The organism is Pseudoalteromonas sp. S2721 (assembly GCF_005887425.1).
Taxonomy (GTDB): Bacteria; Pseudomonadota; Gammaproteobacteria; order Enterobacterales; family Alteromonadaceae; genus Pseudoalteromonas; species Pseudoalteromonas simplex.
In genome coordinates, this window is the sequence record NZ_PNCZ01000030.1 from 20,091 (window position 1) to 43,302 (window position 23,212).

General features: G+C 40.5%; 24 protein-coding genes and 1 pseudogene. 8 read left to right on the top strand and 17 right to left on the bottom strand.

Annotated features, from left to right (window positions below):
* Positions 1–51: 51 nt before the first annotated feature.
* Both CWC02_RS12670 and CWC02_RS12675 read left to right on the top strand, forming a co-directional pair.
* Positions 52–600 (top strand): annotated as a pseudogene (locus tag CWC02_RS12670) (sigma-70 family RNA polymerase sigma factor); the annotation flags it as partial.
* Positions 600–1,349 carry a DUF3379 family protein gene (locus CWC02_RS12675; protein WP_138599020.1) on the top strand — a complete coding sequence of 250 codons (750 nt, stop codon included), beginning with the start codon at positions 600–602 and terminating at the stop codon, positions 1,347–1,349. The pseudogene CWC02_RS12670 and the gene CWC02_RS12675, both read left to right, overlap by 1 nt.
* Before the next feature lie 77 nt (positions 1,350–1,426).
* Here the strand turns inward: CWC02_RS12675 and CWC02_RS12680 are convergent, their stop codons facing one another.
* From CWC02_RS12680 to CWC02_RS12695, 4 genes are all read right to left on the bottom strand, one after another.
* Positions 1,427–2,617: an amino acid aminotransferase gene (locus tag CWC02_RS12680; protein ID WP_054553227.1), complete on the bottom strand. Its 1,191-nt coding sequence runs from the start codon at positions 2,615–2,617 to the stop codon at positions 1,427–1,429.
* A 73-nt stretch (positions 2,618–2,690) separates the two neighbouring features.
* Complete coding sequence (locus tag CWC02_RS12685) at positions 2,691–3,350, bottom strand: GAF domain-containing protein (protein ID WP_138618579.1); 660 nt, start codon at positions 3,348–3,350, stop codon at positions 2,691–2,693.
* A gap of 45 nt (positions 3,351–3,395) precedes the next feature.
* Positions 3,396–5,066, bottom strand: a complete 1,671-nt coding sequence (locus tag CWC02_RS12690) for an ATP-binding SpoIIE family protein phosphatase (protein ID WP_054553229.1) — start codon at positions 5,064–5,066, stop codon at positions 3,396–3,398.
* A complete protein-coding gene (locus tag CWC02_RS12695) occupies positions 5,066–5,371 on the bottom strand; it encodes an STAS domain-containing protein (RefSeq protein WP_054553230.1) in 306 nt (101 codons plus the stop codon). The genes CWC02_RS12690 and CWC02_RS12695 overlap by 1 nt, the downstream gene beginning before the upstream one ends.
* Before the next feature lie 133 nt (positions 5,372–5,504).
* On the opposite strand from CWC02_RS12695, the gene CWC02_RS12700 reads away from it, so the two are divergent.
* Positions 5,505–5,834 carry an SUI1 family translation initiation factor gene (locus CWC02_RS12700; RefSeq protein ID WP_054553231.1) on the top strand — a complete coding sequence of 110 codons (330 nt, stop codon included), beginning with the start codon at positions 5,505–5,507 and terminating at the stop codon, positions 5,832–5,834.
* A 16-nt stretch (positions 5,835–5,850) separates the two neighbouring features.
* Here CWC02_RS12700 and CWC02_RS12705 read toward each other — a convergent pair whose 3' ends face one another.
* A complete protein-coding gene (locus CWC02_RS12705; RefSeq protein WP_138618581.1) occupies positions 5,851–8,862 on the bottom strand; it encodes a bifunctional diguanylate cyclase/phosphodiesterase in 3,012 nt (1,003 codons plus the stop codon).
* A 334-nt stretch (positions 8,863–9,196) separates the two neighbouring features.
* Here CWC02_RS12705 and CWC02_RS12710 point away from each other — a divergent pair, with 334 nt between their 5' ends.
* The 3 genes from CWC02_RS12710 (at position 9,197) to CWC02_RS12720 (ending at position 11,298) form a co-directional block, all read left to right on the top strand.
* Complete coding sequence (locus CWC02_RS12710) at positions 9,197–10,348, top strand: chorismate mutase (protein WP_054553232.1); 1,152 nt, start codon at positions 9,197–9,199, stop codon at positions 10,346–10,348.
* A 129-nt stretch (positions 10,349–10,477) separates the two neighbouring features.
* On the top strand, positions 10,478–10,996 hold the full coding sequence (dsbB, locus tag CWC02_RS12715; RefSeq protein ID WP_138618583.1) for a disulfide bond formation protein DsbB: 519 nt from the start codon (positions 10,478–10,480) through the stop codon (positions 10,994–10,996).
* The gene (locus CWC02_RS12720; protein WP_054553234.1) at positions 10,996–11,298 is read left to right on the top strand and encodes a DUF6170 family protein; all 303 of its coding nucleotides are present in this window, start codon (positions 10,996–10,998) and stop codon (positions 11,296–11,298) included. Before dsbB ends, CWC02_RS12720 begins: the two co-directional genes overlap by 1 nt.
* Positions 11,299–11,325: 27 nt before the next feature.
* Here CWC02_RS12720 and CWC02_RS12725 read toward each other — a convergent pair whose 3' ends face one another.
* Positions 11,326–11,619, bottom strand: coding sequence for a ComEA family DNA-binding protein (locus tag CWC02_RS12725; RefSeq protein ID WP_054553235.1), 294 nt, complete (start codon positions 11,617–11,619; stop codon positions 11,326–11,328).
* 246 nt (positions 11,620–11,865) lie between these two features.
* Here CWC02_RS12725 and CWC02_RS12730 point away from each other — a divergent pair, with 246 nt between their 5' ends.
* On the top strand, positions 11,866–12,168 hold the full coding sequence (locus CWC02_RS12730; RefSeq protein ID WP_054553324.1) for a YebG family protein: 303 nt from the start codon (positions 11,866–11,868) through the stop codon (positions 12,166–12,168).
* 63 nt (positions 12,169–12,231) lie between these two features.
* Here the strand turns inward: CWC02_RS12730 and putP are convergent, their stop codons facing one another.
* Entirely contained in the window at positions 12,232–13,743 is a 1,512-nt protein-coding gene (putP, locus tag CWC02_RS12735; protein ID WP_138618585.1) for a sodium/proline symporter PutP, read from the bottom strand.
* 370 nt (positions 13,744–14,113) lie between these two features.
* Between putP and CWC02_RS12740 the strand changes: the two genes are divergently transcribed.
* Complete coding sequence (locus CWC02_RS12740; protein ID WP_138618587.1) at positions 14,114–15,337, top strand: EAL and HDOD domain-containing protein; 1,224 nt, start codon at positions 14,114–14,116, stop codon at positions 15,335–15,337.
* Positions 15,338–15,400: 63 nt separating this feature from the next.
* On the opposite strand, the gene CWC02_RS12745 is transcribed toward CWC02_RS12740, so the two are convergent.
* The 10 genes from CWC02_RS12745 to ccmA are packed head-to-tail and all read right to left on the bottom strand — an operon-like array spanning position 15,401 to position 23,116.
* Positions 15,401–16,132, bottom strand: a complete 732-nt coding sequence (locus CWC02_RS12745; RefSeq protein WP_138599025.1) for an MlaA family lipoprotein — start codon at positions 16,130–16,132, stop codon at positions 15,401–15,403.
* Positions 16,133–16,141: 9 nt separating this feature from the next.
* Positions 16,142–17,404 carry a c-type cytochrome biogenesis protein CcmI gene (gene ccmI / locus CWC02_RS12750; protein WP_138618589.1) on the bottom strand — a complete coding sequence of 421 codons (1,263 nt, stop codon included), beginning with the start codon at positions 17,402–17,404 and terminating at the stop codon, positions 16,142–16,144.
* Positions 17,405–17,866, bottom strand: coding sequence for a cytochrome c-type biogenesis protein (locus CWC02_RS12755; protein WP_138599027.1), 462 nt, complete (start codon positions 17,864–17,866; stop codon positions 17,405–17,407).
* Positions 17,866–18,435 (bottom strand): DsbE family thiol:disulfide interchange protein, encoded by a 570-nt coding sequence (locus CWC02_RS12760; RefSeq protein ID WP_138599028.1) that lies wholly within the window; start codon positions 18,433–18,435, stop codon positions 17,866–17,868. The genes CWC02_RS12755 and CWC02_RS12760 overlap by 1 nt, the downstream gene beginning before the upstream one ends.
* Positions 18,432–20,387 (bottom strand): heme lyase CcmF/NrfE family subunit, encoded by a 1,956-nt coding sequence (locus tag CWC02_RS12765; protein ID WP_138599029.1) that lies wholly within the window; start codon positions 20,385–20,387, stop codon positions 18,432–18,434. Before CWC02_RS12765 ends, CWC02_RS12760 begins: the two co-directional genes overlap by 4 nt.
* A gap of 1 nt (position 20,388) precedes the next feature.
* Positions 20,389–20,868 (bottom strand): cytochrome c maturation protein CcmE, encoded by a 480-nt coding sequence (gene ccmE / locus CWC02_RS12770; protein ID WP_054553243.1) that lies wholly within the window; start codon positions 20,866–20,868, stop codon positions 20,389–20,391.
* On the bottom strand, positions 20,865–21,068 hold the full coding sequence (gene ccmD / locus CWC02_RS12775) for a heme exporter protein CcmD (protein ID WP_054553244.1): 204 nt from the start codon (positions 21,066–21,068) through the stop codon (positions 20,865–20,867). Before ccmD ends, ccmE begins: the two co-directional genes overlap by 4 nt.
* A gap of 2 nt (positions 21,069–21,070) precedes the next feature.
* Complete coding sequence (locus CWC02_RS12780; protein ID WP_054553245.1) at positions 21,071–21,808, bottom strand: heme ABC transporter permease; 738 nt, start codon at positions 21,806–21,808, stop codon at positions 21,071–21,073.
* Position 21,809: 1 nt separating this feature from the next.
* On the bottom strand, positions 21,810–22,496 hold the full coding sequence (gene ccmB, locus CWC02_RS12785; RefSeq protein ID WP_054553246.1) for a heme exporter protein CcmB: 687 nt from the start codon (positions 22,494–22,496) through the stop codon (positions 21,810–21,812).
* Entirely contained in the window at positions 22,496–23,116 is a 621-nt protein-coding gene (gene ccmA / locus CWC02_RS12790; RefSeq protein ID WP_138599030.1) for a cytochrome c biogenesis heme-transporting ATPase CcmA, read from the bottom strand. The genes ccmB and ccmA overlap by 1 nt, the downstream gene beginning before the upstream one ends.
* Between the last annotated feature and the right edge of the window lie 96 nt (positions 23,117–23,212).

A 23,212-nucleotide genomic window follows, 5' to 3' on the forward strand; every position in this document is an offset into this window, starting at 1 on the left:
CGGCTAATCTTGAGTTAGCCGTTTTTTTAAGAAAAAAATAATAATCTCAGAAAGTTTTTTTCTGATAGGCAGGTCTTAGTTACTATGACAGAAAAACAAAAGCGATATGAAGCGCTGGTTCATGTCTACCACAGTGAGCTTTTTCGCTTTGCGTATTGGTTGTGTCGTGATCAGAACATTGCTGAAGACTTAGTGCAGGAAACCTTCCTGAGGGCTTGGCGTGCCTTGGATTCACTGCAAGACCAACAAGCAGTTAAACCTTGGCTGTTGACTATTTTGCGCCGCGAGAATGCACGCCGTTTTGAACGTAAACAATTTGATTACGCCGATGTTGAAAACGACACCCTTGTAGATGAACAAAGTTCAACCCTTGATGCTGAAATGGAACAAACAGTGATTCAACGACAAATAGGAAAGTTATCACAAGAATATCGAGAACCATTGCTGCTGCAAGTGGTAATGGGTTGCTCTGGCGATGAAATCGCCGAGATCCTCGATTTAAATAAAAATACTGTCATGACACGACTTTTTCGTGCCAGAAACCAGCTTAAAGAGGCTTTAAGCAGTGATGATGACCAACTTAGAGGAGCATCAAATTAATGGATGAACTCGAGTTTCGCCGCCGCATCCTCGCCGAGCCAAGCACTATTGATAAGGAACTTGAAGCGTTTGCCGAGCAGGACACAGATAAACAGGCGTTTATTGATGATGTACGTGCCTTTGACGATGAACTAAGCAAAGCACTTAACATCCCCGTGCCTGAAAATTTAGCACAGCGAATTATTGATAATACATATAGTTCTGAAGCAGAAAGCGCTGAGCAACCGCTAGACACCATTGTTGAGGCTAAGTCACGCTTTGCCTTTAATCGACTGTATTTAGCCGCTGCAGCGTCGTTTTTAGTTGCTATTAGTGTGTTCTTTGTCAGTAACAAACAACATACGTTATACAGTGTGGGTGAGCATGCCTTTGCGCACCTTTACCATGAAATTGGCTCGCTAGATAAACATGAAGCAATAGATCTTGCTTCGGTAAACGAAAAGTTTGCCACCATTGGCGGTCACTTAGATGAGCTACCAGGTAAAGTAACCTATTTAATGTTTTGTGATTTTCAGGGTAAAAAAGGCCTACACTTGGTATTTGAGTCAGATTTTGGCCCAATGACGGTATTCATTGTGCCTTCTGACGAGCAACCATTTGGCACCGGCTCTGATGATTTCAATGATGAGCGTTTCGCAGGCCACATCAACCGAGGCGATCGGGCTGATACCATCTTAATCGCGAGTATTGGTGCGCCACTTGATAGCTACAATAACATGATCAATGACGCCATTCGCTGGCTGCACTAATACCTGCTCGTAGTAACACATATTACAGGCATAAAAAAACCGCAGTCACTGCGGTTTTTTTATCGCTATAAAGCAAGTTACTTACAAACGTCTGCTACTGCATTTGCAAAGTAATCAATGTTTGCATCACTGATACCAGCAACGTTTACACGGCTAGAACCAACAATGTAGATTGAGTACTCTTTTTGTAAGCGCTCGATTTGCTCTTTATTAATACCTAGAAATGAGAACATACCATTTTGACGGTCAATAAATGAGAAGTCTTGCTCAATGCCTTTCGCAGCTAAGCTTTCTTTGATTAATGTACGCAAGCCATTAATGCGATTACGCATTTCATCAAGCTCGTCATGCCACATTTGCGTCAGCTCAGTGCTACCTAAAATCGTGCTAACAATATCAGCACCATGCGCAGGCGGCATTGAATAGATGCTACGTACAACACTTAATAATACAGAGTTAGAGATATCAGCAGTCGCTGCATCTTTAGCGATGATTGAACATGCACCGATACGCTCGCGGTATAGACCGAAGTTTTTCGAACAAGAAGAACAGATGATTAGCTCATCTACCGCTGCTGCTAATTTACGAAGACCCGCTGCGTCTTCTTCAAGGCTTGAACCAAAACCTTGGTAAGCAATATCAACCAGTGGCGTGAAACCAACTTCAACAGCAAGATCAGCAACTGTGCTCCATTGCTCAGCATTTAAATCCATACCGCTTGGGTTGTGACAACATGCGTGGAATAACACCACATCACCTTTAGGCACTTGCTTAAGGGTATTAATCATGTCATCAAATAAAAGGTCTTTATTTTCGTAATCGTAGTAAGGGTATTCTTTTACTGTTAAGCCCGCCGCTTCAAATAAGCTGATGTGGTTTGCCCACGTTGGCGTAGTTACCCATACTGTCGCATCTTTGTTGCAACGTTTGATAAATTCTGCTGCAACACGTAATGCACCTGTACCACCTGGTGCTTGTGCCGTGCGAACACGATTAGCTAAAAGTGCTGGATGCTCACCCAGTAATAAGTTTTCCATTTTTTGGCAGTAATCTAGGTTACCTGCCAAGCCAATGTACGATTTACTGGTTTCGTTTTCTAAACGAAACGCTTCCGCTTTTTTAACCGCTTTTAATACCGGCGTATTGCCTTGCTCATCCTTATAAACACCTACACCCAAATCGATTTTCTTTGGGTTTGTATCTTGTTTAAAGGCCGCCATTAGGCCAAGAATAGGATCTGTTGGTAATGGTTTTAATTCTGAGAACATTGACTATCTCTTTTTATAGGGGTTAGCGTTGCCACTAGCTTAACATAAAAACCCAGCCTGATTACTAGTTAAATTAGACCAAGAGTTGAGGAATTTTAATACAACAAGCCACAAGTAATGCAAGGGTTTGCTGATCAAAGAAATCATTATTAAATGCTTCCGCATCTATAATACCTAAGCATTCATTTTTGTCTGATAACAGCGGTAGACAGGTCTCTGCTTTCACTTTAGGGTCGCAAGTATAATACTCTCCACCTTGGGCAAGATAATCAGCAACGTTATTGATCACACGACCTTGCTTAGAAAGTGCCACTTGAACATTGTTACTGCCTTTAGCAAATGCTTCAGTTAGCGGGAATAATGGACGGCTCGGTGCACCATGATAAACCAGCTTTAATAACTGAGAACCTTCTTCAGTATTGGTTGCTTGATAAATACCAAACCAATCAACGTGAGTCTGGGCAACAACAAAATCGATAATTTGTTGAAGCTTAGCCAGCTTTTCAGTATTGGTAGCATCTTCTGCAACATAGTCGTTTAATTTGAATGGTTCATCTTGTAAGTAACCAAATAAACTACACGCACCACCCTCGCCTAGCTCAGGAATTTGGTATTCCCAGCGCACTGCAGGTAAAGCTGACTGCGCAAGGTAATGTTTAAGGTTTGATAATTGCTCAACAACCAAGCTTTCTGGTAAATCAAGTTGAGCAGTCGATAAGTAGTTAGAAATCATTTAGCCATCCAAACATCTATAATGCCGAGATGATAACATGCGATTTTACTGTGAGCTAGTACTGCTTGCTGTTAATTGATAATAAATTTCGACCTGATTGCCAGCACTATTAAATGTGACGCCAGTCGCAATTTCGCTCAGCAAACATAAACCTCTGCCATGCTCTCGCACTAAGTTTTGTTGCTCAGAATCTTGTTTGTTAAATCCATGTCCCGAGTCACAAATTGTAAAATACAAAGCATACTCTTCAGGGCTATAGCGGATATCAATGATAATTAATGCATCGGTTAAATTAGCTAATGCTTTTTCTCGTTGTTGATAATAAATTAAAAAACCATCGTCATGATTTTTCACATCAGAGTCGAGTCCTAAAACACCGTGATCAAGCGCATTATTATAAGCCTCAGATAAGATAAGAAAAATATTGGCTCGGTGAGCGTTTAAACCTGGTACCCGACTGATCACATTAACAACCTCTAAAACAGGATCAGTGCTTTTAATCTGCTTTGAATTTAAGCTTAAAGAGAAGTTAAATGGCAATTCAGAATAAGGTTCTACCATTTGTTCAGGTTCAGGCACCGGCAAACAATTTAACAACACTAAACTTAAATCGTCTTGCTGCTCGTTACCTTGTGCAAAACGCTTAACTCTTTCGAGCACTTGATGACAGGAAATGTTATCTCTAGAAGCAAGCACATCTTTAAACCGTTTTTCTCCAAAATAAACTTCTCTTGGATTAATCGTTTCAATAATTCCGTCAGTCGCCATAACGATTCGTGATGTAGTTTCAACCTCTGTATGGATCAAAGCGCGTTCAAATTCATCATCCTCTAAAATTCCCAACGCCATATGTTGAGATTCTAATGTACGAATTATATTTCCCTGCTGATCGATGATATAGGTGTCTGGCAGACCACCTAACCATGCAGAAACACTTTTACCTGTATTGCTAAGCTCTAGAATAGTTGCCGCACAAAACATATGCCCAGGTAATAACTTCGCCAATACTGAGTTAATCTCAGCTGCAATGTCACTTACCGACATGCCCTTACTTACCATCGTATAAAAGACTCTAGATGCCGGTAATGCACCAACAGCAGCAGCTAAGCCATGACCAGTAAAGTCTCCTAGCATACAATACAAGCTGCCAATTGGACTTTGCCCAACCAAAAACATGTCGCCATTAAACATAGCGGCAGGCGATAAATGAAAATCTAAATGGGTAGGGAATGACTGTTGGTTTTCAAGCGCGTTATTAAAAATGTGCTCGACAATTTCATGCTCACGTTCAACTTGATTTTGATGGTACTCAAGTTGTAAATTCTGCTCTCTTGCTTTTTGACTTAGGTTGCGAATGCGGCTGTGTGCTTTAATTTTCGCATTTAAGATTACCTCTTGGAATGGCTTGTGTAAAAAGTCATCCCCACCGACCGCTAAGCAGCGTTCAAAACTTGCTTCGTCTTCTAAAGAGGTTATAAAAATAATAGGTAAGTAAACTTGGCTGTAGCGCTCTTTTATAATTGCAGCTGTTTCAAAGCCGTCCATTACTGGCATAATGACATCAAGCAGTACGATGTCTATCTTTTGTTCGTCAAGAAGACTTAAAGCAACAAGTCCATTTTCGGCAGTGAAAACTCGGTAGCCTTGTTGCTCTAACATCACAGTTAATAAACGACGATTTAGCTCTAAATCATCGACTACCAATATATTAAGCATCAATCGATATCAAATTTTTTATCAAAACGAGATATTTGTAAGATTTTCTTTAATTGAGGCTGACAGTTACTTATTTGTATTGTATCAACTTTGCCCGTTAGGTTTTTTTTCATATTCAGCAACATACCTAATGCTGAACTGTCCATATAATCAGTTTCTCTAAGGTCAATAACGACTTTATTGATATTGCTGTTTAAGTCGGCGTATGCCTGACGAAAAGATTGCACCAAATTAAAATCAAACTTTCCTTTTATCTGTACGGTTAAAATAGCGCCATCAGCAGATGTACTGCGCGTCAAACTCATAATAAACTCCTATTTAACAAATCTTTCCGAAGACTTATCTAAATATAACTGCTTAGAACAAATAAGCCAAAAAATAAAACACTTAGGATTAAATTTGTTATCATTTATCTAAGCTTCTACAACGAGATCCACTATGAGCGAAAATAATCTAGTTTACTCAACTTCTACAGGGCGCATTGAACAACCCAAAGAAAGTAAACCTGCACAAAGTAAAATGTTTAAAGATGGTTTTTTACGAATCGAACGCCAAACAAAAGGTCGAAAAGGTAAAGGTGTGATGTTAGTGGTTGGTATTGATAGCCAACAACATGACTTAAAAAAATTAGCCAAAACCATTAAAAGTAAGATGGGTCAAGGCGGTGCAGTAAAAGAGGGTATCATCGAAGTTCAAGGTGATGACAGAGATAAGCTAAAAGCGATTCTCGAAGCGCTGAAATTCAAAGTAAAAATAGCAGGGGGTTAACTTCCCCCCTACTTTATTAATCATTCTTGATTAAATCTAGTGACTGTAAATGCTCATATAACTTAGGTAATTCAGCCTCACTCACAGGCGGACTGAAGTAATACCCTTGCACAACAAAGCAGTTATTATTTTGTAAAAACTCAATTTGCTCTTTAGTTTCGACCCCTTCAGCAACAACGTTAAGCTTAAGTTTTTGTGCCATTGCGATAATCGCAGCAGTGATCTCCATATCATTACTGTCTTCAGGGATATCTTTCACAAAAGAGCGGTCAACTTTTAAAATATCGACTGGAAAGCGTTTCAAATAACTCAGTGACGAGTATCCGGTACCAAAATCATCAATTGAAATTGAAACGCCAAGTGCTTTTAGTTGATGCAGTTGTAAGATCGCCGCCTCAACATGTCCCATTAACATACTTTCAGTCAATTCTAAGTGAATGCGTTTTGGTTCAACTCCTGTTTGCTTGATGATTTTATCAAGCGTCGACACCAAATTAGCATCTTTAAATTGACGTGCTGATAAGTTGATTGAAATATTATTTTTTAAGTCTTGGCTTGCTAAACGTGCAGCAAACTCACACGCTTCTTGCAATATCCACGCTCCAAGCTCAACAATCAAACCTGTAGCTTCAGCAATAGGAATGAATTTAGTTGGCGGTATCATGCCTTCATTTGGATGGAACCACCGTATGAGTGCTTCATAGCCAACAACTTGATTCTTGCGACAATCTACTTGTGGCTGATAGTAAACCTGGAACTGCCCCTCACGAATACCTGTACGTAACTCATTTTCAATAAACAAGCGTTCATTGGCAGCAGCATTAAGCTCTTGGCTATAAAAGTGGTAAGTATTACGCCCTTTCGCTTTTGCTTCATACATAGCAAGGTCAGCATGCTTCAGTAGCTGATCTTCCTCTTGGCTATCAAATGGTGCCATCGTGATACCAATACTGGCACTAATTATCACTTCATTGTTACCTAGTTTGATAGGCTCATTAAGAGTACGTTGAATGGTATTCGCCACTTCCATGGCGTGAGTTTGATGCTCAATACCACTTAACAGGACTGCGAACTCATCACCACCTAAACGTGCAATGGTATCTTCGGTGCGTAAACGCTTTTTCAAACGATTAGCAACTTCAACCAATAACTGATCGCCCGCATCGTGACCTAGCGTATCGTTGATACGTTTAAATTCATCTAAGTCAAAGTAAAATAAAGCAAATGCATAATGACCACGTTCAGCAAGTGCCATAGACTTGCGTAGCTGCATTCTAAAGAAAGTACGGTTTGCAAGCCCTGTTAATGTATCAAAATAGGCAAGCTGTTCCATTTTTCGCTGACTTTCTTTCACAAACGAAATATCTTGAGCTGAAGCCACGTAACTGGTGATTTCCCCCCCTTCTTCGCGGATTGGAGAAATACTCAATGAAACCCATACAGATTGACGCTCATTACCCTGTAATAAAGTATCTCCTCGCCAATAGTTACGGCTACGTAGGTCGATATCAATATCGTCAACTAAAATCGCCATTTCTTGAGAGATAATATTCATCAATGGTGAGCCAATAAAGTGGCGTTCCTCGAAACCCGTCATCTCAACCATTTTCGGGTTCACGTATTTGATTTCAAAGTCTTGATTAGTGATCACAACGCCTGTGCCTGAGAAGGCAACCGCTTTGGATAATCGGTTCGCTGCTTTTTCAGCTATTTCTTTTTCGCTAATGCGCTGATTTAGACCATCGATTAATTTACGAATTTCTATTGCCATGTCTCTAAAAGAGCCATTAAGCGTGCCTATTTCGTCTTTGTTCACTTTAGGAAATTCAGTTTGAAATTGCCCTTTGCCAAAACTAACAACCGCATTTACCAAAGAGTGAATACGACGCAGTACTAATTGATAAAGTGCTTGATGCAATAACAAAGCAACTAAAATAGCGTACAGGATAAACAAGCCAAAGAACTTTACTTTTAGCTCTTCAAGCGCAGAAAGTGCCGACGAGCGCTTTTTATAAATACCAATATACCAATTAAGGTTCTCGACTTTGCGGATATTGATAATATGGGTTTCACCATCTTGTACAAATGAATTTGCAGACTCTGGTAATTTTAAGCGAATGGTTTCAGACACTAATTTTTGTAGATCAGGATTAACAAAATCTTCAGTCAGTAACTTTTTACCTTCACGGCCATATTGCTCAAGCGTTGTTTTATCTAAATCAGGATGAGCTAAGAGCTGACCTTTCGCATCAAACACTAATAAATGTTGCTCACGATCGCCAATAGGCAGCTGTGCCAATAAGGTTTCAAGCGCAATATCACTACCAGTGACACCAAAAAATTCGTTATCAAGATAGATTGGCACAAGCACGCTTACTACCCACTTATGCCAAATAGTATCGTAATACACCTTTGACCATACAGCTTCTCGGCTCGGGTTTGTTGCAGCTTGTGCGTAATTAAATGTCTCGCCTTTGGTAAAGTCAAAATCGCCCGGTACATTGAGCGCCCAATTAGGTGGAGCAATACGTATAAAGTTATCTTTAGTGATTAAATAAAAATTAAAAAAGTCTTGGATAAGCGTTGGTGAGACAATTTTCCATAGCGACTCAGAATCGTTAATCAGCTGCTTATAAAAATTAGAGTACTGGTCTTGTGGAATAAATGAAGCTGATAAACCATCCTCAGAAGTGCTGCGAATACTGCCATCAACTGCAAACTTTATATCTGCGCTGCGGTTATTTTGTAGATGTGACTCATTATGCAGTAGCTGACTACTAACGACATTGTTAGCTTGCTCTGCAATATTTATTTTGGTGTTAATTAAGCGATTGAATTGACGACTCAAGCGTTCACTCGAATGCTTTAAAAGTTCGTGCTCTTCAAAAACAAGCTGTTTTTCTTCTGATTTAAGCATTAAAGCTGCAGCGCAAATACCTGCAATTAAACAAATAGCAGAGATTAACAGCGACAATTTCATACTTAATGAATTCACCCCAAACCGGGATGGCGGTCGTCGATACACCACAGGACTACCTTATTAATAATTGTTATTATTTATTATGCAAAAACAAATATACCAGATTCATTTTTAGATTTATAAATTTTTTATGAAGATTAATGAAATTTCTGAGGAATCTTTCGCTTTGTCCAAAATAGCATGTTTATGCAGTTGACTTTACATAGAAGTATTTTTACATTAGACCAATGAAACAAAATATCTCTCGCACTTATTTTTCTTTTTTTAGCTTCTTTAGATAGAGGAGGCTTAACTGTTTGCGAGATAATTTCACCGAATAGCTAAAGCCTCCCTCTTGGGAGGCTTTTTTGTTTGTGCACTGTTTTGGAATGAGGAAACCAACATGAGCATTGATACATTAAATGCGTTACGACACGATATAAATGAAATCGACTCCGACTTACTTGTGTTACTGGCTAAAAGACGCCGTATAAGCCACAGCGTAGTCGAATATAAAATAGCCAATAACAAACCAATTCGTGATGAAGCTCGCGAACAAGCACTACTGGAAAAACTAATCAGTTATGGTAAGTCATTAGGTCTTGACGCTTACTACATAAATAATGTGTTTCAAACTATTCTTGAAGACTCAGTTTTAAACCAGCAAGCCATGCTGCAAAAGAACCTCAACCCAGAAGCTATGAGCGAAAGCCATCGTGTTGCGTATTTGGGTGGGCAAGGCTCATATAGCCAACTAGCCTGCCATAAATATTTTAGCCGCCGCCCTGGCAAAGTGATTGAAATGGGTTGCTCTAGCTTTGAACAGATCACTGGTAAAGTTGAAAGTGGACAGGCTGATTTTGGCTTACTGCCAATTGAAAACACCAGCTCAGGAAGCATCAATGAAGTATTCGACTTATTACAACACGCACAAGTATCAATTGTAGGTGAAGTAACCCATAGCGTTGAGCACTGTTTATTAGCAATGCCAGGTACTGAGCTATCTCATATCAATAAAATTTTTGCTCATCCACAACCTTTTGCTCAATGTAGCCGTTTCATTCAAGGCCTAGGTGACATTCAACATGAAACCTGTGATTCAACCTTCCACGCATTGCAATCTGCGGTTGAAACAGCAAATAGCGCCGCTATCGGCTCAGCTCAAGCTGGCAAAAATGTTGGTTTAGAAGTAATTAAGTCAGGCCTTGCAAACCAAAGCGAAAACCACAGCCGCTTTATTGTTGTCGCCCGTAAGCCGCTACAAGTATCGAAACAAATTCCGACCAAAACCAGTTTAATCATGGCGACTAAACAACAAGCAGGTTCATTGGCTGATGCTTTAATGATTTTTAAACATCACCAAATTAACCTAGTAAAACTAGAATCTCGCCCCGTACCAGGAAATCCGTGGGAAGAAGTGTTTTATGTTGACCTCGAAGCAAACCTTGATGACTTACATGTTAAGCAAGCGCTTGAAGAGCTGAAAGAACACACTCAGTACACACGTGTATTAGGCTGTTACCAAAGTGAGTCTTTGCAGGCTGTTAGTGTGTAATAGCCTGCCTAGATATGACTAATGAAAAGGAGTCTGTCGACTCCTTTTTCGTATAATTTCATCTTAGATACTTGCACCCATAGCCCTGTCTAAGCATAATCTTGAAAACAATTTGAAATTGGATCTTTCATGAATTGGTTAGCAGAATTAGCAACTAAAAGAACACCTTGGTTATTACTAGCGTTTATTTCACTCGCATTTGAAGTCACAGCATTGTTTTTTCAATACAACATGGGACTTGAGCCATGCATCATGTGTATTTATCAGCGCACCGCTGTTTTAGGCTTACTTGCAGCGGGTGTGATTGGTGCGATTAACCCAAAAAGTATGGTTGTTCGCTTAGTCGCATTTGCCACTTGGGGTATCTCAGCAATTTGGGGTTACTTTATTGCTAAAGAACACATTGCAATGCAAAACAATACCGACCCGTTTGCATTTAGCTGTGCATTTGAACCTAACTTCCCAAGTTTTATGCCTTTGCATGAATGGATCCCTAGCTTCTTTGCTGCCACTGGTGATTGTGGCAATATCGATTGGCAGTTTGCTTCAATGAGCATGCCGGCATGGATGGAAGTGATTTTTGCAGCATTTTCAGTGGTATTTGTGGCTGTTTTAGTTAGCCGATTAGTGAGCAAAAAGTCGCTATAATGATTTATTTTTTTACTAGCCAAATCCCTACTTTAAAAAACTTTAAAGTAAGGCAACGCCAGCAGATTATTGCTCTTGCTTTAGCTCATTTAAGCCCGAGCAAAAAGATCATTTTATCGGTATGTAAGCTTGCCTTTTTAGCGCCATTATTTTTAGGTTTAGCTTACTTTGAAGGGTGGATGCTTATTCCTTGGTTGTTGTTAGCAGGTTTAAGTTACCCTCTTATCACAACACCTATCGAAAACATGTTCGCGTTAGCGCATTTAGACAAGGCTATCAATGAATTTAAACAGGGCGAATAACGCCCTGTATAGGTGATAACCTGCTATTTATAGTGTAATTTTCCCCTCAAGTTTAGCGAATAGCTTATCACCAATTCCTTTTACTTCTTTTAATTGTTCTAGCGACTTAAACGAGCCTTGCTTGGTGCGATGCTCGACAATCGCTTTCGCTTTTGATTCACCAATACCCGGTAATTGAGTTAGCTGCTCAATGCTGGCTTTATTAATACTCAGCTTTTGCATTTTAACTTGTGTTGCTTTGGTTGGTGTTTCGGCTGATACCTGTGTAGCAGGTAGTAATGCAAGAGTAGCGGCAAGTAAAATACTTGATAGTAATTTCATAATTTCCTCCATGACGCCCTTGTTTGGACTGATAGTTAGCGATTACCCAACACTCACTCCATCGCTTGTGTTTAACTTTGGGTAACATTTTAAATAAAGCTAATACACAAAGTATTGTCAAATTTACTAAATAAAAATTTTCTCAAGTTACTTGCAAAGTAAGGCTCGAAGCATTACTGTATATAAAAACAGTAATCTTAGCAGCGATTTTACGCTGCAATGCCAGGCTTAAATGCAGGAGAAATCATGGCTGTTGTTGTTAAATATGTTGTAGAAAGAAACGGAGTCGAGCGCATGACGTTTACTACTAAGAAAGAAGCTGATGCGTATGACAAAATGCTCGACATTGCTGAGTCATTAGAACTTATGCTTGAAAAAGTTGATGTACCATTAAGCGAGCAACAAATTGAGTCACTGGCGCTTGAAATGGCAAAAGAAAAAGACCAATTTATGGCGGTACTTAAAGGTGCAAAAGACGCTCCAGCTAAACCTAAAAAAGCAAAGTCAGACGATAACGTTGCTGATATAAAAGAAAAAGCGGCAAGCTAAACGCAAATTTAGATCATAAAAAAAGGGCAACATCCGTTGCCCTTTTTTGTGTTTAATTAAAAACTACAGTGACGATTCAACATCATCAAATAAGTCTGTAATTTCTTTTTTCGGCTCAGCCGTCATAAGGCTAACAACAACAATGGCTATTGTTGATAAAATAAAGCCAGGGACAATCTCATAAATGATTGCACTTAATGCTTGGCCATCAATAGTAATTGGCGCGTATATCCAAAACAGCACTGTTGCTGCACCAACAACCATGCCACTAATAGCCCCTTGTAAGTTCATGCGTTTCCAGTAAAGGCTCAGTAACACCAGTGGACCAAATGCTGCACCGAAACCAGCCCATGCATTACTTACTAAGTCTAAAATAGAGCTATTACGGTCATAAGCTAGGTAAATAGCAAATAAGGCAACTAAGATAACACTAATACGACCAACTAAAACCAGTTCTTTTTGAGATGCACTACGGTTTAAGTAAATTTTGTAGAAATCTTCAGTTAGAGAGCTTGAACACACTAATAACTGTGATGAGATAGTACTCATAATCGCCGCTAAAATAGCTGCCAATAAGAAGCCGGCAATTAAAGGATGGAAGATAAGCTCAGACAACACTAAGAAAATAGTTTCTTTATCATCAATAGGCATTTGGTTTTCAAGCATATAAGCAGCACCAAATAGACCAGTTAGCACAGCACCAATTGCTGATAGCGTCATCCACGACATACCCACACGACGCATGGTTGGCATATCTTTCACTGAACGTACAGACATAAAACGCACAATAATATGTGGCTGACCAAAATAACCAAGGCCCCATGCCATTGCTGAAATAATCGCTATAGTCGAACCACCTGCAAACCAATCCATCATATTAAGTGCATGAATTTCTGATTCTTTTGGTGAGCTTAATAATAAGTCATAGCGTGCATTGGCAAGTGTATCCATAACTGGCTGATCAAGCATGGTAAACGTCGCAATTGGCACAGCCAGCAGCGAGATAAACATGATACAACCTTGCACAAAGTCAGTCAGGCTCACGGCTAAGAAGCCACCAAACAAGGTATATAACACGACGACACCTGTTGTGATGTATAGACCCATTTCGTAGCTCATATTAAATGAGTTTTCGAACAACTTACCACCTGCAACAACACCTGATGAGGTATATAAAGTAAAGAAAACAATGATTACAATCGCAGAGATAACACGCAGAATATTCTTATTATCATCAAAGCGGTTTGCGAAGTAATCAGGAATGGTGATTGAGTCATTCGCCTTTTCTGTGTAAACACGCAAGCGAGGCGCGACTAAGAAGTAGTTAGCCCAAGCACCGAGTACTAGACCAATGGCAATCCAAACCTTACTTAAACCAAACAAGTACATTGCACCTGGTAGGCCCATTAGCAGCCAACCACTCATGTCAGATGCGCCAGCTGAAAGCGCAGCAACACTTGGTGATAAATTACGACCACCTAGCATATAGCCTGATACATCGTCGGTAGATTGCTTATAAGCATATAGCCCAATCCCCAACATGACGATGAAGTACAATGCTAACGAAATTATCATTCCTGTTTCCAAATTAGCCTCCAAAAGTTGTTTAATGTTGGCTTTTAATCCGAATAATGACTCGCAAGTTATTTAATTTAAAGACATTATTGGGGTAAAAACCTATATCATCCACGACTATATCATGCTTACCCCCCTTAACTCCAATCAAGCAGATAAATGACAAAGCTCAATTTTTCAACTTTTATCTAACATTTTTCTTATATTTAATCGCAAGTTATAGAATTTATCTGCAAATTATCCTAGTCTTTAATTCTTAATAAAATAATAACTTTTCCTCGCAAATGAACATTTAGCTAATGCTATTTCAGGCACAATGCAATATATTGCGAGAAGTAAATGAATTAACAGATGTGGACATGTTTGGACTATGTATTTTTACGCTGCACGCCAACCTATTTTAGACAGGGATAAAAAACTAATTGGCTACGAGCTTTTATTTCGAGATGGCGTAGACAACGTTTTTCCTGATATTGATGGCGATGAAGCAACGTCACGACTTATTGAAGGCAGCCAATTTAATTTTGGTTTAGAGGATTTAACGGATAACAAACCTGCTTATATCAACTTTACTCTAGAAACCTTGCAAAAGGGTTATCCACTTTTACTTGGTAAAGAGCAGGTGGTAGTAGAGATATTAGAAACAATCCAACCAGGTAAACGCCTACTGGCATTAGTTAAAGATCTAAAAGAAAAAGGCTATATACTTGCACTTGATGATTACATTCACCAACCTGTATGGCGACACTTTTATCCTTACATCGATATTATTAAGATTGACTTTCTAACTTGTGATGTAGACTCAATAAAAGCGATCATCGAGGCTATTAAGCCGTATCCACACATAAAGTTGCTTGCTGAGAAAGTTGAAACATACGAAAAGTATCAGCTTGCCCTAGAAATGGGCTTTAGCTACTTCCAAGGATTTTTCTTTTCAAAACCTGAGGTGGTACAAAGCAAAACTTTGCCGCCATCAGAGATGGCTCTTGCCGAGCTTCTATATGAAACATCGAGTATTGATCTAAACCTCAGAAAAATCACTGAGGTGTTTGAACGTGACGTTAACTTATCTTATAAGTTGCTACGCTACTCAAACTCAGCGGCCTTTAAACGTCGCGCTGAAATCAGCACAATTAAACAAGCGCTTATTGTATTAGGAAGTGAAGAAATTAAACGTTTCTTATCACTTTTATTTGCAGCGCAAGTCGCAGCAGATAAGCCAGCCGAACTAATTCGTCTTTCATTGACCCGTGCTCGGTTTGCTGAATTATTGGCAATCAGCCACGGCAAAATGCGAGATACTGGTATGGCATTTTTAACGGGTATGATGTCGTTAATGGATGCAATCCTCGACGAAGATATGCCAAGTGTAATGAACAAGTTACCGCTGACTATTGAAATTAAAGATGCGCTACTCAAAGATGAAGGCTTATTAGCAACGTATTTAAAGCTGGTAAAATTTTATGAGCAAGCAAATTGGGAAAAAGCGAAAGAAATCCAACAACAACTTGGACTTAAACCTGAAGAAGTACCGGACGCTTACCATGATGCATTAAGTTGGTCTAATGACCAAATGAGTGTGTTTGGGGACTGATGAATACCCATCCCTTAACGATATAAAAATGCCAGCAATTGCTGGCATTTTTATTTAACACTTTTAAAGATTCTCTAAGAAGTCTTCGTCAAAGTCATCTGGTTCTTTTTCTAGTGGCGGATTACCATCATGTAGCTCATATAGTTGACGCTGGAAGTAGATATCCTTCATGAAGATATAAGGGTCTAGCGACTCATTTAATAGGCTCTCTTGTGGCATTAATGAAGCACGGGCTTCAACCGCTTTAAGTGCAAACACTAATATTGTTTGAGGTGTTGTTAGTGTTATTTCAGGTAAAACGAAATTATCAACAACATCACCAGTTAGGTTTCGTGCGGTACTTGGTCCCATACCAGGGATCATCAAGTAAGCACCATCACCCACTCCCCATACACCAAGAGTTTGGCCAAAATCTTCATCGACAATTTCTAAGCCCAGCGATGAAGCAACATCAAAAAAACCGAGTAGACCTACTGTAGAGTTCACTAAAAAGCGCGCTAAGCTAATGCCCATATTACCAGGCTTACCCTGCAGACCAGCATTGACCATATCCGTTGGTGCGGTGATGTTATCGGTAAAATTAACAATGCTACGTCTTACCGGTGTTGGCGTTACTGTAACGTAGCCAACAGCTGCTGGTCGAAGAATATAGGCGTCAAGCACGTCCATATTAAAATCATACATAGGACGGTTAAACGACTGTAACGGATCTCGCTCATCCGCTTTTTCTTCGGGTATTTGTGCGCATCCTGCAAGCACTACAAAAAAGATAAAAAATATACTGTGCCTAAACATCGGCTATCCTTACGGTATTAACTCATTAATTAGCAACGCGTACTCTTTAACGTTCGCACGTTCTAAAATACCCGACTTGCCTTCCAACTCGCCGCTAGAAGTTACCACAGTTGCATCTTTTGATAAACGCGCAGTTAAAATAATTTTATCGACACTTGATAAATTCAGACCTTCAACCATTGCATTCGAATCACTCAATGTCACTGTTAGCGGAAAGCTGTATTCCGTCATTTTTACCACAGCTAATGGCATCTGTGGGCCACTGGCTGCTTTTGCAAAAACAAACAAGGTGCCGTTTTGTGGCTGCGAATCTGCTAGAGCTGAGTCTAAATCAACTGTGATGCTAATTTCACTGTGTGAAGCTTTTGCAATTTCTGTATTTGTAACTTGCTGCTGATTATTTAAGTGAGCATCAATTTCAGCAATACGCTCTGCAATCATGCTATAACGCGGATCATTTTGCTGCATACTTGCAAGCAGTACTTCAAACGCAGTTTTAGCTTGCAGCCAATCCTTGCGCTCATAAGCAATCAGAGCTAACAATGAGATTGCATCAATATTAGTCGGCTCTGCTTTTAACACTCTCGATAACATCGTTGCTGCACGTGACATATTCGCATCACTGCCTTCCATTAGCAGAACTTGCGAGTAGCTGATCAGCACTTGCTTGTTATCCGGGTTCATTTTTAGCACTTTATCAAATGACTGCATCGCCATATCAAATTCATTTAATGACATCGCAACACGACCTAGCAGCATCCACGCCACTTCATCATCACCACTTTGATCAAGCTTGGTACGCAATGCTAAAGCAAATGCTTGCAACTCATTCGGTGTCAATGGCTCACCATCTTGCATTACGGCACGTTCACCATACGACTTAAGGTTTGCCATCGCGTCATGCCAGCCTTTTATTTGCTGCTGACTACCCGTGTAACCGTAAAAGATAGCCGTTAAAACAATTAAAAAGCCAGCGCCAGTAAGGGCAAAAATACGGTTGTTACCTTTACTATTTAGCGCTTTTTCTGGAGACAGCTCATTGAGCAAACGACGTTTTTGTTCGATAACTGATTCGTCGTGCATTTGTGCATCAATACGTTGGTTATCTAAGTCTGTTTTAAGCTCATCTAAACGTTGATGATAAATTCGGATTAACTCCGAGTTTGCATTGTGATCAAGGCGTTGAATACGTTCGCGTTTAAAAAAAGGAACGACAACAAATAGCAATGCAACCAGCGTGAGTAAAACAAAAGAAGCCCACATTAATGCCATCTAGCTTTGCTCCTGACGTTGATTTTGTTCAATTAACTTTGCAAGTAGTGCCTCGTCTTGCTCTGTCCATGTTTGTTTTACCGATGCCTTACGTTGGCGTAAAACAATAAACCCAAAGCCAAGTACCACAATCAATACTGGCAATACCCATAATACTAAGGTTGCGGGTGTTACGGGTGGATCGTAATGTACGAAGTAGCCATAACGGTCAATCATATAATCGATGACTTCATCTTTAGTTTTGCCATCTTTTACCAGCGCTAACACTTTGTCGCGTAAGTCTTTGGCTACAACCGCGTCTGAGTCGGCAATGTTTTGGTTTTGACATTTAGGGCAACGCAGCTCTTTGGTAAGCTCACTGAAGCGTACAGCTTGCTCTTTGTCATCAAATTGATATTTGTCTTGCTCTGCAAATGCACTAAACGTGATAAGCAAACTTGCTAAAAAAATCACGAGTCTCATTACTGTAACTCCTGCATTAACGGTGCGAATTTGGCTCGCCACACACGCGGATTAATATCGCCGGTATGGTGCAGCAAAATGGTGCCTTGCTTATCAACTAAGAAGGTCTCTGGCGCGCCAGACACCCCTAAATCAAGGGCTAATGTGCGCTTTAAATCTAAGATATTGAATTGATATGGGTCGCCAGCACGATTAAGCATACTGGTAACGTCTTCGCGTAGTGCGTTAATATCAAACTGGCCATCAAAGTCAGGGTCGTAGCCTTGCTCGTAGTATAAGCCAACAATCTTAACGCCCTGCTCTCTAAGCTCAGTTAAATAGCCCAACTCAGCTAAACAGGTCGGGCACCATGTGCCCCACACATTGAGTAAGTAAACTTCACCTTTTAAATCACTATCTGTCCAACGCGTTGACTCATCCATCAAGTCTGGCAAGTTGAAAGCTGGCATAGCCTGCCCAATACGCCCAGTTTGCAGCTCACGCGGGTTAGCAAACAAGCCTTGATATAAAAACACACACAGTAAAACGAAAACCAGTAAAGGTGCTAGTGCGAGTAGTTTACGGTTCATGCTGATGCCTCCTGCTTAGTCGATTTTTGGCGATAGCGTTTATCACCAAGCACTAAAAAGCCTGCCAGTGAAATCAAGATACCACCGAGCCACATCCAACGAACATAAGGCTTATGGTAAATACGTAACGACCACGCACCTTGGCTTAATTGCTCACCCAGTGCTAGGTATAAGTCACGCGTAAAGCCAGCATCAACAGCTGCTTCTGTCATAAACTGCATGCCAATGTCATAACGGCGTTTTTCAGCATGTAAAACGGTTACTTGTTTATCATTTTTCAGCACAGTGACAACCCCAGCATGGCCGCTATAGTTAGCGCCGCGAATAGACTTAACACCATCAAAACGGTACTGGTATTCATTTAAAGCCACAGTGTCACCCGGCTTCATTGATACATCACGCTCTACTGAATAAGCAGAGGTTAACGTTACACCTGCAATCACGAACGCTAAACCAACGTGACCTAATACCATCGCCCAATAGCTTAGTCCTAAACGTTTAAAGCCTTCGCCTAAGGTTTTGTGAATAGTTACTTTTGCCGTTAAATCAACCAGAGTAGTAACAACAATCCATACCGCTAGCGCAGTTGCAATAAAGGTAATTGGCGCAATTACATCGTAACTTGAATATAACCACGCTGCCGTAGCCACGAGACTGACAACAGCCGATAGTGCAAATTTGTTTTGCAACATTGACCATTTATTTTGTTTCCAGCGTAACAGCGGACCCATACCCATTAAAATGGCAAACGGTACCAGTAAAATAGCAAACATCTTATTGAAGAACGGCTCACCAATCGAAATGCTACCTAAGCCAAGTTCTTTGTGGATCATTGGCAGTAATGTACCTAGCAATACAATCAGTGTTGCCACAACTAAGAAAATATTATTTAACCAAAGCGCAACTTCACGTGAGGCAAACTTATAACGGCCTTCACTTTTCACCTGCGAAACACGCAGTGCATAAAGCGATAAACCACCACCAACTACAATGGCTAAGAATGCTAAAATAAACATACCGCGGTTAGGATCTGAGGCAAAAGCATGCACAGATACAATGATACCCGAGCGAACAATAAAGGTACCCAGTAAGCTTAACGAGAATGCTGCAATAGCCAGTAATACGGTCCACGACTTAAATACACCACGCTTTTCGGTGGTTGATAATGAGTGCAGCAATGCGGTTGCCACAAGCCATGGCATTAATGATGCGTTTTCAACGGGATCCCAGAACCACCAGCCGCCCCAGCCAAGTTCTGAGTATGCCCACCAACTACCAATGGTAATACCAAGTGTTAAAAAGCCCCATGCTGTCATAGTCCAAGGACGAGACCACTTAGCCCAAGTATTATCAAGCTTACCAGTAAGTAACGCTGCAATAGCGAATGAGAATGACACAGATAAACCTACATAGCCCATATAAAGCAATGGCGGGTGAATAATCATACCTGGGTCTTGCAATAACGGATTTAAATCGCGACCTTCAACAGGGAAATACGGTAATAAGCGCTCAAATGGGCTCGACATTAACAAGGTGTATAACATAAAGCCAACACCTAAAAAGCCTAGTACACCAAGTACACGAGCACGTAATACCCAAGGTAATGATTGCGAGCGCATAGCTACTACGGCTGTCCAACCCGCTTGCATCACTAACCAAAGTAATATCGCCCCTTCATGACCACCCCATGTCGAGGTTATTTTGTAGTACCAAGGTAAGGTGCTACTTGAATGATAAGCAACATACGAAACAGTAAAGTCGTCGGTTAAACTAGCATAAACAAGTGCCGCAAAAGACAAAAGCACAAATACGAACTGTCCAATTGCCAGTGATGGGGCGGCACGCATTAAACGTAAATTGCCGGTATGCGCCCCCCACATAGGAAAAATACACAATAGAACACTGAGCACCATGGCCAGTGTTAAAGAAAAATAACCGAGTTCTGGGATCATATTAATTGCCGTTATCTAAGTTATACGTCGGTTTTTCGTGCTTGATACCCTTCACTGCTTCAGCAACTTCTGCAGGCATGTATTCTTCATCATGCTTTGCAAGTACTTCAAAGGCATCAATTTCATTGGCTTTAACTAACACGCCCTGCGCCACAATCCCTTGGCCTTCACGGAATAAGTCCGGTAAGATCCCTTGATAATTAATTGTCACCATAGGGCCTTTATCAATCAGTTTGAAGCTTACCTTTAAGCTTGATTCGTCACGAACAACTGAGCCTGGTACAACCATGCCACCAATACGTAACTTTTGACCAATATGCGGTTTTTCTTTATTTGGTCCTTTACCATCAACAAGTTCACTTGGGGTATAGAATAAATTGATGTTTTCTTGCAGTGCATACAGCACTAAACCAATCGTTGCACCCACACCAAAAATAATGGCTACAACTGCTAATAAACGTTTTTTACGTCTTGGATTCATTGCCCTGCCTCTTGCTTCGCTTTCTTAATGCGCTCTTCACGTTGTGCTTGCTGCTTTACTGAAGAGAAAATACGTTTTGTATCGTTTAACGAACTAAATAAAATACCGAGTAAAATTAATGCACAGCTACCAAAAGACAACCATACATAAAAGCCATAGCCACCCATGGCAATAAAATCTGCAAAAGAATCAAACTGCATGATTAACCTCGCTCAACCATATCACGCACCCAAGGGCGATGCTTTTCACGTTGTAGAATTTCGTTTTTAAGGCGGATTAACGTCACCACACCAACAAAACCTGCAAACGCAACAATGTTAACCATTAATGGCCAAAACATGCTTGGATCAATAGCTTTAGTATCAAACTTTGTAATGGTTGCACCTTGATGCAAGGTATTCCACCATTCCACCGAGAAGTGAATAATCGGTAAGTTGATAACCCCAACAATGGCTAAGATACAAGCAGCACGCCCCGCTGCTTTTTTATCTTCAAAAGCATGATAAAGCGATAACACACCAAGGTATAAAAATAACAGAATTAACTCAGAGGTAAGACGTGCATCCCACACCCACCATGCGCCCCACATAGGTTTACCCCATGCTGCACCGGTAATTAATGCTATCGCTGTCACACATGCCCCGACAGGTGCAATTGCAATCACTGCAAGTTCTGCATTACGTAATTGCCATACTAGTGCGATCACTGCTGCAATCGCCATAGAAGAGTAAGCGCCCATAGATAAAATAGCTGAAGGCACATGGATAAAAATAATTCGGTAGCTGTCTTTTTGTTGGTAATCGGCTGGGGCATAAGCAAGCCCCCAGACCCATCCAACAATCATACAAACCACCGTAACGACGGCGAAATAAGGCAGTAAGGTGTTACACAATTGGTAAGCACGATCTGCTTTTGCGTAGGGATGTAACCACTTCCACATATTAACTTACACTCACTTTCAATGCTGACGATATGGCAATTGGCGCCGCTATAATCGCTACGATTAGCATGGCACCAAGGATTGCAAGCTGTCCGCTATAGGCAAGCTCCATAGAGCTGGTATCAATAGCCGAGGTTGCAAAAATTAGTACAGGGATATACAAAGGCAAAACAAGCAAACTCATTAAAATGCCGCCTTTTTGTAGTCCCACAGTAAGTCCAGCGCCAATTGCGCCAATGAAGCTAAGCAATGGCGTACCTAACAATAAGGTCAGAACGGTTGCTAAAAGCGCTGAACTTTCTAAATTCAATAACAAAGCAAATACCGGAGTCATTAACACTAAAGGCAACCCCGTTATCACCCAATGCGCTGCCACTTTTGCAAGGACAGTTAACGGTAAAGGGTATGATGAAGCAATTAATTGCTCTAGTGTTCCGTCGTGATAATCATCACGAAATAGCTTATCTAGGCCTAACATGGTCGAGAGTAACGCAGCGACCCAAATAATGCCCGGCGCCATACGAGCAAGTAGACCGGGTTCAGGGCCAATTGCTAACGGAAAAAGTGTAATAACAATAAGAAAAAACAAGATAGGGTTAACGATTTCAGCACGCTGACGAAACGCTAATTTAAGATCTTTAGAAAAAACTGCAGAGAATAATTGCCAATACGAATGCTGTTTTACCATCAGTGGCGATACTCCAAAGTCACTGTTTGAAGGTCACTAAAATGTGTCGTTAAATCTTGGTGGGTGGTTAATAGAATCGCGCCGCCAGCATTTAGGTGCTCAACAAAGCGTTCTTGTAAAAATGCAACACCGCTTTTATCAAGGGCTGTAAATGGCTCATCAAGGATCCATAGTTTGGCACTGTTTAACCACAGTCTTACTAGAGCGACACGGCGTTGTTGCCCTGCTGACAACATACGAACAGGTACATCTTCAAGACCTACCAAGCCTATTTTTGCTAAGATCGGATACAAGTCTTGTTTGCTATCGTAGCCATTTATTTTTAGCCAAAATGCGACATTCTCAAGGGCGGTAAGCTGTGTATTTACCCCAGTTTTATGGCCGATGAATAATAACTCTTGTGCATATTCATCATAGTATTTTGTAATTGAGCGATCTTGGAACAAAACATCGCCTTCATCCGCCATAGCGAAACCCGCGATAATACGCAATAATGATGTTTTACCAGCCCCATTCGGACCAGCTAACTGCATAATTTGTCCCGATTTCAAGCTGAAATTAAGATCCGCAAACAAACAACGATCTTGCTTGATGCAGGTGACGGCCTTAATGTGTAACAAGATGACGATTCTCTATACCCAAAATTAGGCGTTAGTCTACCATAATGATAGGGTAATACGAATATTGCTTTAAAACGATTAACTTATATTTGATCT

Coding starts and splice junctions, on each gene's coding strand:
- putP (WP_138618585.1), bottom strand. CDS start 13,743: ATGATAATTTCGTTAGCATTGTACTTCATCGTCATGTTGGGGATTGGG.
- CWC02_RS12780 (WP_054553245.1), bottom strand. CDS start 21,808: ATGTGGAAGTGGTTACATCCCTACGCAAAAGCAGATCGTGCTTACCAA.
- ccmI (WP_138618589.1), bottom strand. CDS start 17,404: ATGGCATTAATGTGGGCTTCTTTTGTTTTACTCACGCTGGTTGCATTG.
- ccmE (WP_054553243.1), bottom strand. CDS start 20,868: ATGAATCCAAGACGTAAAAAACGTTTATTAGCAGTTGTAGCCATTATT.
- CWC02_RS12760 (WP_138599028.1), bottom strand. CDS start 18,435: ATGAACCGTAAACTACTCGCACTAGCACCTTTACTGGTTTTCGTTTTA.
- CWC02_RS12740 (WP_138618587.1), top strand. CDS start 14,114: ATGTATTTTTACGCTGCACGCCAACCTATTTTAGACAGGGATAAAAAA.
- CWC02_RS12730 (WP_054553324.1), top strand. CDS start 11,866: ATGGCTGTTGTTGTTAAATATGTTGTAGAAAGAAACGGAGTCGAGCGC.
- CWC02_RS12765 (WP_138599029.1), bottom strand. CDS start 20,387: ATGATCCCAGAACTCGGTTATTTTTCTTTAACACTGGCCATGGTGCTC.
- CWC02_RS12695 (WP_054553230.1), bottom strand. CDS start 5,371: ATGAGTTTGACGCGCAGTACATCTGCTGATGGCGCTATTTTAACCGTA.
- CWC02_RS12675 (WP_138599020.1), top strand. CDS start 600: ATGGATGAACTCGAGTTTCGCCGCCGCATCCTCGCCGAGCCAAGCACT.
- CWC02_RS12745 (WP_138599025.1), bottom strand. CDS start 16,132: ATGTTTAGGCACAGTATATTTTTTATCTTTTTTGTAGTGCTTGCAGGA.
- CWC02_RS12685 (WP_138618579.1), bottom strand. CDS start 3,350: ATGATTTCTAACTACTTATCGACTGCTCAACTTGATTTACCAGAAAGC.
- dsbB (WP_138618583.1), top strand. CDS start 10,478: ATGAATTGGTTAGCAGAATTAGCAACTAAAAGAACACCTTGGTTATTA.
- CWC02_RS12755 (WP_138599027.1), bottom strand. CDS start 17,866: ATGAGACTCGTGATTTTTTTAGCAAGTTTGCTTATCACGTTTAGTGCA.
- ccmD (WP_054553244.1), bottom strand. CDS start 21,068: ATGCAGTTTGATTCTTTTGCAGATTTTATTGCCATGGGTGGCTATGGC.
- CWC02_RS12710 (WP_054553232.1), top strand. CDS start 9,197: ATGAGCATTGATACATTAAATGCGTTACGACACGATATAAATGAAATC.
- CWC02_RS12720 (WP_054553234.1), top strand. CDS start 10,996: ATGATTTATTTTTTTACTAGCCAAATCCCTACTTTAAAAAACTTTAAA.
- CWC02_RS12725 (WP_054553235.1), bottom strand. CDS start 11,619: ATGAAATTACTATCAAGTATTTTACTTGCCGCTACTCTTGCATTACTA.
- CWC02_RS12680 (WP_054553227.1), bottom strand. CDS start 2,617: ATGTTCTCAGAATTAAAACCATTACCAACAGATCCTATTCTTGGCCTA.
- ccmB (WP_054553246.1), bottom strand. CDS start 22,496: ATGGTAAAACAGCATTCGTATTGGCAATTATTCTCTGCAGTTTTTTCT.
- CWC02_RS12700 (WP_054553231.1), top strand. CDS start 5,505: ATGAGCGAAAATAATCTAGTTTACTCAACTTCTACAGGGCGCATTGAA.
- CWC02_RS12690 (WP_054553229.1), bottom strand. CDS start 5,066: ATGCTTAATATATTGGTAGTCGATGATTTAGAGCTAAATCGTCGTTTA.